The organism is Dietzia sp. CQ4 (assembly GCF_014145125.1).
In the GTDB taxonomy this organism is placed as follows: Bacteria; Actinomycetota; Actinomycetes; order Mycobacteriales; family Mycobacteriaceae; genus Dietzia; species Dietzia natronolimnaea.
Window position 1 is genome coordinate 1 of sequence record NZ_JAALDZ010000078.1, and the last position, 9,119, is coordinate 9,119.

The following is a 9,119-nucleotide window of genomic DNA, read 5'->3' on the forward strand; positions in this document are numbered from 1 at the left end:
CCGGGCCCGACGGGGCGCCCCGCGTCGCGGTCTCGTGCGTACAGACCGCCGACGCCCACCGGCGCCGCGGGCTCGCCGAGGTGGTCACCGGCGCGCTCGTCGCGTGGGGGCGGACGCTGGGTGCCGAGGAATGTCACCTCCACGTGTTCGCGGACAACTCGGCCGGTCGCGGCCTGTGGGCCAAGCTCGGGTTGGCCCCGCATCACTCGATGCGTCACCTCGTCGTCGTCGAGGGTTCGGCTCCACGGTCCGCGCGATCCGACACGGGGTAATAGACTGCTCGCCATGCGCCTGGCCACCTGGAATGTGAACTCGATCAGAGCTCGACGGGACCGGGTCGTGGCCTGGCTGGAACGCTCGGACGTGGACGTCCTGGCCATGCAGGAGACCAAGTGCAAGGACGACCAGTTCCCGCACGAGGCGTTCGAGGAGCTGGGGTACCAGGTCGCCCACCACGGTCTCAGCCAGTGGAACGGCGTGGCCGTGGCCTCCCGGGTGGGGCTCGACGACGTCCGGCTGGGGTTCGACGACATGCCCGGTTTCCACAAGGATCCCGAGGTCACGCAGGACCCGGAGGCGCGCGCCATCTCGGCGGTGTGCGACGGCGTCCGCGTCTACAGCCTCTACGTGCCCAACGGTCGCGAACTGGCGGATCCGCACTACACCTACAAACTCGAGTGGCTGGCCCGGCTCCGCGACCACGCCTCCGCCGAGCTCGCCGCCGACCCGTCCGCGCAGGTGGCGCTGGTGGGTGACTGGAACGTGGCGCCGCACGACGACGACGTGTGGGACATGGAGGTCTTCGACGGCAAGACCCACGTCTCGGAGCCCGAACGCCAGGCCTTCGCCGCCTTCGACGGAGCGGGCTTCCGCGAGGTCACCCGGGAGTACACCCCGGGCCCCGGCGTCTACACCTACTGGGACTACACCCAGCTGCGCTTTCCCAAGAAGCAGGGCATGCGCATCGACTTCCAGCTGCACTCACCGGAGTTGGCCGCTCGGGTGACGGGCGCGTTCATCGATCGCGAGGAGCGCAAGGGCAAGGGCGCCTCCGACCACGCGCCCGTCGTCGTGGACCTCGACTAGCACCGCCACCTCGTCTCAGCACCAGGAGCCCCCACCGATGTCCACGTTCCAACTCCGCCACTACATCGACCGGCTGCGCGCCGAGGGCTTCACCGTCCGCGACGACCACGGTGAGGACCCCGACCTCATCGACATCAACGGCAGGGCCGTCGACACGTGGCGGGAGAACTACCCGTACGACCACCGGCTGGACCGCAACCAGTACGAGGTGGAGAAGTACCTGCTGCAGATCGAGCTGCTCAAGTTCCAGAACTGGCAGGCCGAGTCGGGTCACCGGCACGTGATCGTGTTCGAGGGCCGGGACGCCGCCGGCAAGGGTGGGACGATCAAGCGGTTCACCGAGTACATCAACGTGCGACAGGCCCGCGTGGTGGCGTTGATCAAGCCCACCGAGACCGAGCTGTACCAGTGGTATTTCCAGCGCTACATCAGTCATCTGCCCACCCGCGGCGAGCTCGTGATGTTCGACCGGTCCTGGTACAACCGGGCCGGCGTCGAGCGGGTGATGGGGTTCTGCACCGACGCCCAGTACTCGACGTTCATGGAGCAGGCGCCCATGTTCGAGAAGATGCTCGTGGATTCCGGAATCGGGCTGACAAAGTTCTGGTTCTCGGTCACCCGGGAGGAGCAGAAGACCCGGTTCGCGATCCGTCAGCTCGACCCGGTGCGGCGGTGGAAGCTCTCCCCGATGGACCTGGAGTCCCTGGACAAATGGGACAAGTACACCGCCGCCAAGGAGGAGATGTTCCGGCGCACCGACACCGACTGGGCGCCCTGGATCACCATCAAGTCCAACGACAAGAAGCGGGCGCGCATCAACGCGATGCGCCACTTCCTCAACCAGTTCGACTACCCGGAGAAGGACCCGCAGGTCGTGTTCGAGCCCGACCCGAAGATCGTCCGGCGCGGCAAGGTCGCCGTCGGGGACTGACTGAGCCCGCGAAGGAAGACCCCGCGCACAGGCGCCGTCGGGGAATGTCCGCGCGGCGCCGCGCATTGCACTGGGTATGAGCCACACGAATGATCCGACCGTCATCACTCGCCTGCTCTCGGATCGCGGGCGGTGGGCCGTGGTGGGCCTGTCCTCGAATGCCGGACGCACCGCGTACGGGATCGCCGCCTACGTCCGGGACCTGGGCCACGAGATCGTCCCGGTCCATCCGAAGGCCGAGACGGTCCACGGGCAGCAGGGATACCCGGACCTGGCGTCGGTGCCCGGGGAGATCGACGTCGTGAACGTGTTCGTCAACTCGCACCTCGCGGGCGGAGTCGTCGACGAGGCCATCGCCCGGGGGGCGAAGGCCGTCTGGCTTCAGCAGGGAGTGATCGACGAGGACGCCGCCCGGCGGGCCGCGGAGGCCGGACTCGACGTGGTGATGGACACGTGCCCGGCCATCGAGGCACCGCGGCTGGGATTGATCTAAAGGCGCGGTCGAGTCCGCGCGCCGGGGATCAGTACCCGACGGAGGCCAGCCCCACCATGGCGATGATGAAGACGAAGTAGAGGACGACGAGTCCCCCGAAGATGGCCAGCGAGATGAGGCCCAGCTTCTTGGCGGAGGCGCTCGCGGCCTCGGCCTCGGCGTGGTGGCCGGCCGCCCAGAGCGGGTAGACGTCCGCGGCGCGGGTCATCGCGACGAACGACAGCGGCCAGAAGAACAGCAGCGAGGCCACCGCCCACCCGATGTTCGACGGCGGGCCGGGTCGGGTGGCCCCGGGGGAGCCGGTGAACGCGCCGGTGCCCTGACCCCCGTAGCCGGGGTTCTGGCCGTACGAGGGTGCGCTCTGACCGTAGGACGAGTCCTGCCAGTAGCCGGACTCCTGTCCGTGGGACTGGCCCGCCCCGAACGGGGAGTCGGAGGGGGAACCGGGGTAGCTCGGGTTCGTCATGTCCGAATCGTATCCCCGGAGTGAGGTCGGCCGAAACACCCTCCTACCGAACGGCCGGCCCCCATCCGACCGGTGCCGCGCGCGCCGCCGTCAGGTCGGATGCCTGCGGAACGCCCGCGCGATCCCCGTCGACTGCCGCCCGGACAGAGTCGTGAACGGCGCGGTCTCGATGCGACGCCGGCCGCCCGAGCCCACCGTTCTCCACGTGGCGATCACCCTGCTCCGGTGCACCACCGTCCGGCGGAACACACCGTTGTTGCCGGGAGCGATCAATCCGGCGTGGTCCGGGTCCACCGCGTGGGACCGGTCTCCGTAGCCGAGCAGGTATTCGTCGAAGCCCGGGAGCAGGAGCACTGAGTCCGCGGACCGACCCGCAGCGGCCAGCCGATCGGGCGCGGCCGGGTCCATCCAGTGGGTGGCGCCGTCGAACGACATCGCCTCGAGCCCCCCGGACACGGCCTCCAGGGCGGGGCGGACATCCCGTAGCGGCAGGCCGGTCCAGCGCCGGAAGTCCTCGGCCCGCGCGGGTCCGTGCGACCGCAGGAACCTCTCGAGCCACTCCGCGACGGCCTGCTCGCGCGGGGGTGTGCGGGGGACGACCCCGTGCGCTGCCAGCCACCGCCCGTGGTGGGCGAACCCGTGTAAGGAACCCGCGGACCGCGTGCCGTCTGGCCCGGTGTCGTCGGACCCCATGTCGTCGGACCCCGTGCCGTCTGGCCCGGTGTCGTCGGACCCCGTGCCGTCGACCTGGCTGACGAGCCCGTCGACGACGAAGAGGTACAGCAGGTGATACCCGCGGCCTCCCGAGACGTCCACGCCCTCCGCCCGCCAGCGATCCTGGAGCTGGGCACGGGTCCGGACACGCGTCCCGGCGATCTCCTCGAGCAGAATTCTGTGAGCGCGGGCGATTCCGTCGTCGTCGACCCCGAGCGCGGCGAGCCGCCCCACCGCGGCAGAACGGGACCGCCCCGCGGCCACCCCGACCATCCACCCGAGGTCCTCACCGGGCACGAGGTGGAGGGTGCCGCGCATGGGCCACGAACGGACGACGGACCCGTCGGCGAGCGCGGCGCGGACGTCGCTGATCGTCGCGGGCCCGCCGTCCGGACCGAGGGAACGCAGGGCGACCGATTCGAGGACGCCGGGCAGGTCCTGCCCCTGCATGCACGCCATCCACCGCACCGCCTCGGCGGGCGAGGAGCAGCGTTCCCCCACGAGCCGCTGGGAGGCCAGGCGGAGGCGGGCGAGATCCCGGCGGGTGACCGGAGTGGTCCCGGACGCCTCCCTCACCGGGGTCAGCGGGGGGCGACGAGGAGTTGGTACTCGGGGAAGCGGATGAGGAAGCGGCGGACATAGCTGCACACCGGCCGGATCTTGTTCCCGTCCAGACGCATCCGGGTGAGGACCAGACTGACCAGCAGGCGGGCGATGCCCTGCTGACCGAAGTGCTCCTCGATGACGGTGTGGAGAAGGATGTAGACCTCGCCGTCCTTCTCGTACCCCACCAGGCCCATGAACGTCTCGCCGTCCCACAGTTCGAACCGGTCTCTATCGGTGTTGTGGACCAACACCAGTGACTCTACTCGGGACATAGGGCTCCTTCGGCAGGGTGTGTTCCCCACGTGATGCTACTCGCCGGGGTACGCTCGCCCGGCACAATTTCATACTCGTCCACACGGGAGTCCGCTTCGGAGCGCGGGCTGAGAGGACGGCCAGCCGGGCCGTCGACCGTTGAACCTGTCCGGGTCATGCCGGCGTAGGGAGCAGTGAACATCATGGGCAGAAACACGTCCACCACCAGCGCAGACACCACCTCGATCGAGGCCGTGACCTGCGGCCCCATCCATTCCAGCAGCAAGTCCTACCTCGAGGTCCGGGCCGAGGGCAGCACCCTGCGCGTGCCCGTCCGTCGGATCTCCCTGACCAACGACACGACGTTCGACGTCTACGACACCTCCGGTCCGTACACCGGGTACGCCGACTCCGGGGAGTGCCACGACCTGGCCGCAGGACTGCCGCCCACCCGCGACGGCTGGGCCCACCCGGAGGCCGTGCCCGCCTCGGCGGAGGACCCCACGCCGGTGCGGACCCAGCTGGCCTGGGCCCGCGCGGGCCACATCACCCCGGAGATGCGCTTCATCGCCGCGAGGGAGGGGATCGACGTCGAGGTGGTGCGGACCGAGGTGGCGGCCGGCCGCGCCGTCATCCCGGCCAATCACCGCCACCCGGAGAGCGAGCCGATGATCATCGGCAAGCGCTTCCTGACCAAGATCAACGCCAACATCGGCAACTCCGCGGTCACCAGCTCGATCGCGGAGGAGGTCGAGAAGATGGTGTGGGCCTCCCGGTGGGGCGCGGACACCATCATGGACCTGTCCACCGGGCGGGACATCCACGAGACCCGCGAGTGGATCATGCGCAACTCCCCCGTTCCCGTGGGGACCGTGCCGATCTACCAGGCATTGGAGAAGGTGGGCGGTGATCCGACCGCGCTGACCTGGGAGCTCTACCGCGACACCGTCATCGAGCAGTGCGAGCAGGGCGTGGACTACATGACCGTCCACGCGGGCGTGCTCCTGCGGTACGTCCCGCTCGCCGCCAAGCGCGTCACCGGGATCGTCTCGCGTGGAGGCTCGATCATGGCGGCATGGTGCCTGGCGCACCACCGCGAGTCGTTCCTCTACACCCACTTCGCCGAGCTCTGCGAGATCCTCGCACGCTATGACGTGACGTTCTCCCTCGGGGACGGCCTGAGGCCCGGATCGATCGCGGATGCCAACGACGAGGCGCAGTTCGCCGAGCTCCGCACGCTGGGTGAGCTCACCGGGATCGCCAAGCGCCACGGCGTCCAGGTGATGATCGAGGGCCCCGGACACGTGCCGATGCACATGATCGTGGAGAACGTGCGGCTCGAGGAGGAGTGGTGCGAGGAGGCGCCCTTCTACACGCTGGGGCCGCTGGCCACGGACATCGCACCGGGTTACGACCACATCACCTCCGCCATCGGCGCCGCGCGGATCGCGGAGGCGGGTACGGCGATGCTCTGTTACGTCACTCCCAAGGAGCACCTGGGCCTGCCCGATCGCGACGACGTCAAGACCGGCGTGATCACCTACAAGATCGCCGCGCACTCGGCGGACCTGGCCAAGGGGCACCCCGGCGCACGGAGACGGGACGACGCGCTGAGCACCGCGCGGTTCGAGTTCCGGTGGAGGGACCAGTTCGCCCTGGCGCTCGACCCGGACACCGCGCTGGCGTACCACGACGCGACTCTGCCCGCCGAGCCCGCCAAGACCGCCCACTTCTGCTCGATGTGCGGTCCCAAGTTCTGCTCGATGCGGATCTCCCAGGACATCCGGGACTACGCGGCCGAGCACGGGATGGAGACGGTCGAGGCGATCGAGGCGGGGATGGCGGAGAAATCGGCGGAGTTCGCCGAACAGGGCTCCCGCGTCTATCTGCCGATCAGTCAGCACTGACCTTCCACAGGGCGTCCGACCCCCCCCGCGAGTCGGCCCAGCCAGCGCGCGGCCCAGCCCGCGACGAGACGCGGCCCGGGTGTACCGACACCCGGGCCGTGTCGTGGGTGCCGCTCAGGCGTCGCGGCGCAGGGTGATCACCAGACCCGCGACCCACAGCGCCACGCAGACCGCCGCGTACCACGCGAACGCCGGCCACTCGCCCCACGTGATGAACCCGCGCGCGGTCTCACCCTGGGTCCAGAAGTCGCCGTTGGCGAACGGCATCCAGCCGGCGATGTCCTGCCCCACCCGGGGGATCAGGGAGACCATGCCCTCCAGCGCCAGCGTCCACACCAGGAACAGCGAGATGGTGCCGGCGGCGTTGCGCATGATGTACGCCAGGCCCATCACGGCGAGGGTGCCCACCGCCGCGTAGACGGGGAACCGCACGAGGTACGTCAGCCCGTCGCCCGAGAACGGGGTCCACGAGTCCAGACCGGACAGCGCCCCCGCGGCCAGCAGCGAGACCACCACAGCCACGGCGGTCACGACCATCGACATCACGGTGAACAGCGCGGTCTTGGCTAGCACCGCCGGCCACCGCGACGGTGAGGCGAGGAAGGTGGCCTTGTTCGTGTGGTAGCGGTACTCGCCGGTCACGGCGACGATCGCCGCGATCCACGCGAGGATGACGGTGAAGGCGCCGACTCCCAGGATCGCGAACAGCGGATCGCCCCCGCCGCCGGGTTCCCCGACGATCGGGTCCCCCGCCGAGGGCTGCTCGAACTGGCCGATGATCACGGCCAGGCCGAGGGCGAGGGCGATCCCCAGGCCGTACAGCCAGTAGGCGCTCTTGGTGGTGGTGACCTTGATCCACTCGGACTTCAGCAGGTTCATCGGGTGGTCTCCTGACCGTGGTACTCGACGTCCTGGTCGGTGAGCGCCATGAAGGCCTCCTCGAGCGACGCCCGCTTCTCGTGTAGTTCGTGGACGGTGATCCCCAGACTCGCGGCGAGGTCACCGACCCGGGGGGCGGGCAGCCCCTCGACCAGGAACACGCCGGCCTCGGGGTCGAACGTGGCGGTGATCCCCTCCTCCCGGGCGGCGGCGGTGAACTCGTCGACGTGCGGTGTCCGCAGGAGGACGGAGGACGTGGCCGCGGAGAGGAACTCCTCGACGGACGTCTGGGCGCGGAGCACCCCGCGACCGATGACGACGAGGTCCTGGGCCGTCTGTGCCATCTCCGACAGCAGGTGGCTCGACACGAGCACCGTCCGGCCCTCGGCGGCGCGGGCGTGCATGAAGCGGCGGATCCAGAGGATGCCCTCGGGGTCGAGACCGTTGACCGGTTCATCGAAGAGCAGCACCTCGGGGTCGCCGAGCATGGCGGTGGCCAGCCCGAGTCGCTGGCGCATGCCCAGCGAGTACCAGCCCACCTTGCGGCCGGCCACGTCGCTCAGACCGACCAGCGACAGCACCTCGTCGACGCGGGTGGCCGGCAGACCACCCGCGGCGGCGATCATCTTCAGGTGTGCGCCCGCGGACCGGTTGGCGTGGGTCCAGGACGCGTCGAGCAGGCACCCGACGGTGTGGGTGGGCCGCTCGAGTTCCCGGTAGCGCCGGCCGTTGATCAGCGCCTCACCCGAGGTGGGGGTGTCCAGGCCGACGATCATCCGCATGGTGGTGGACTTCCCGGCCCCGTTCGGGCCGAGAAAGCCGGTGACGACGCCCGGCCGCACCACGAAGCTCAGGTCCTCGACCGCCGTAGCGGCGCCGAAGCGTTTGGTGAGATTGCGTACCTCGATCATGGTCTCCAGTGTGCCTGCCGGGGCGCTAGAAGCGGGCTCCTCCCACTCAGCTCCCGTACAGGTGTGTCAGGGCTTACCCTCGTCCCATGGATGACGCCCGCCCAGATCCCGGTCCCGAACTCCCGTCGATCCGTGCCTCGGACCACGAGCGTGAGGCGACGGCGAGGTTCCTCCAGCAGTCCTACTCGGAAGGGCGCCTGACCCTCGCCGAGTTCGACGAGCGGACCACCAAGGCCTACGGGGCCCTCTTCCAGTCCGACCTGGCCGAGCTCACCCGCGACCTGTCCCCCACCCGTCGCGACGGTGGGGCCGCGCCCGCAGCCCACCACGAGGCGGCACCCGCGCGAAGGGTCACCGGCGGGAGCGGTCCGTCGACGTCCCTGGCGTTCATGGGCGGGTGCGAGCGCAGGGGCACGTGGACGGTTCCGGCCGAGCACACGGCGTTCGCCATGATGGGCGGGGTCGAACTCGATCTGCGGGACGCCGCGCTGCAGGCACACGAGACCACGATCCGCGCCTTCGCCATCATGGGCGGGGTGGAGATCTACGTCCCGGACGACATCCACGTCGTGGTCGAGGGCCTCGGTCTCATGGGCGGATTCGGCGAGGAGGCGGGCAGGTGGAAGCCCGACCCCCGGCCGGTCCGGCAGGCTCCCCCGGGCGCGCCGGTCGTGCGGGTCACCGGGCTCGCACTGATGGGCGGCGTCGAGGTGCGCCGGGTTCCCCGCACGCGGTAGTCGACACGGGCCGCGCAGGCCGTCTGGTCCGCGCAGGCCTCAGTCCACCGGCGGGCTGGCCTCAGTCCACCGGCGGGCTGGACGCCCGGGCCCAGAACCGCTTGGGGATGCGTCCGGCGGCGCGGGCGGCGTGACCG

Annotated in this window: 11 protein-coding genes and 1 riboswitch; of the genes, 6 read left to right on the top strand and 5 right to left on the bottom strand. The window is 70.1% G+C overall.

Going from position 1 to position 9,119, the window contains the following annotated elements; all coding sequences use genetic code 11:
- From G6031_RS05405 to G6031_RS05420, 4 genes are all read left to right on the top strand, one after another.
- Positions 1-272: GNAT family N-acetyltransferase (locus tag G6031_RS05405; RefSeq protein WP_182652695.1), on the top strand; the 272-nt coding region annotated here is incomplete at its 5' end.
- A gap of 13 nt (positions 273-285) precedes the next feature.
- Entirely contained in the window at positions 286-1,086 is an 801-nt protein-coding gene (locus G6031_RS05410; protein ID WP_182645705.1) for an exodeoxyribonuclease III, read from the top strand.
- Positions 1,087-1,123: 37 nt separating this feature from the next.
- On the top strand, positions 1,124-2,017 hold the full coding sequence (gene ppk2 / locus G6031_RS05415; protein ID WP_182639972.1) for a polyphosphate kinase 2: 894 nt from the start codon (positions 1,124-1,126) through the stop codon (positions 2,015-2,017).
- 76 nt (positions 2,018-2,093) lie between these two features.
- Complete coding sequence (locus G6031_RS05420; RefSeq protein WP_179523459.1) at positions 2,094-2,510, top strand: CoA-binding protein; 417 nt, start codon at positions 2,094-2,096, stop codon at positions 2,508-2,510.
- A 28-nt stretch (positions 2,511-2,538) separates the two neighbouring features.
- Here G6031_RS05420 and G6031_RS05425 read toward each other — a convergent pair whose 3' ends face one another.
- The 3 genes from G6031_RS05425 to G6031_RS05435 form a co-directional block, all read right to left on the bottom strand.
- Positions 2,539-2,976 (bottom strand): CD225/dispanin family protein, encoded by a 438-nt coding sequence (locus G6031_RS05425; RefSeq protein ID WP_179523460.1) that lies wholly within the window; start codon positions 2,974-2,976, stop codon positions 2,539-2,541.
- Positions 2,977-3,066: 90 nt separating this feature from the next.
- On the bottom strand, positions 3,067-4,266 hold the full coding sequence (locus tag G6031_RS05430; RefSeq protein ID WP_182652696.1) for a winged helix DNA-binding domain-containing protein: 1,200 nt from the start codon (positions 4,264-4,266) through the stop codon (positions 3,067-3,069).
- Positions 4,267-4,271: 5 nt separating this feature from the next.
- On the bottom strand, positions 4,272-4,568 hold the full coding sequence (locus tag G6031_RS05435) for a GNAT family N-acetyltransferase (RefSeq protein WP_179523462.1): 297 nt from the start codon (positions 4,566-4,568) through the stop codon (positions 4,272-4,274).
- A 73-nt stretch (positions 4,569-4,641) separates the two neighbouring features.
- Positions 4,642-4,756, top strand: a riboswitch (TPP riboswitch).
- Between G6031_RS05435 and thiC the strand changes: the two genes are divergently transcribed.
- On the top strand, positions 4,752-6,455 hold the full coding sequence (thiC, locus tag G6031_RS05440) for a phosphomethylpyrimidine synthase ThiC (RefSeq protein WP_187702074.1): 1,704 nt from the start codon (positions 4,752-4,754) through the stop codon (positions 6,453-6,455). It overlaps the preceding riboswitch by 5 nt.
- Before the next feature lie 114 nt (positions 6,456-6,569).
- Here thiC and G6031_RS05445 read toward each other — a convergent pair whose 3' ends face one another.
- Positions 6,570-7,334 carry an ABC transporter permease gene (locus G6031_RS05445; protein WP_179523463.1) on the bottom strand — a complete coding sequence of 255 codons (765 nt, stop codon included), beginning with the start codon at positions 7,332-7,334 and terminating at the stop codon, positions 6,570-6,572.
- A complete protein-coding gene (locus G6031_RS05450) occupies positions 7,331-8,245 on the bottom strand; it encodes an ATP-binding cassette domain-containing protein (RefSeq protein WP_182652697.1) in 915 nt (304 codons plus the stop codon). Before G6031_RS05450 ends, G6031_RS05445 begins: the two co-directional genes overlap by 4 nt.
- A gap of 86 nt (positions 8,246-8,331) precedes the next feature.
- Between G6031_RS05450 and G6031_RS05455 the strand changes: the two genes are divergently transcribed.
- Complete coding sequence (locus G6031_RS05455; RefSeq protein ID WP_182652698.1) at positions 8,332-8,982, top strand: DUF1707 domain-containing protein; 651 nt, start codon at positions 8,332-8,334, stop codon at positions 8,980-8,982.
- Positions 8,983-9,119 lie beyond the last annotated feature (137 nt).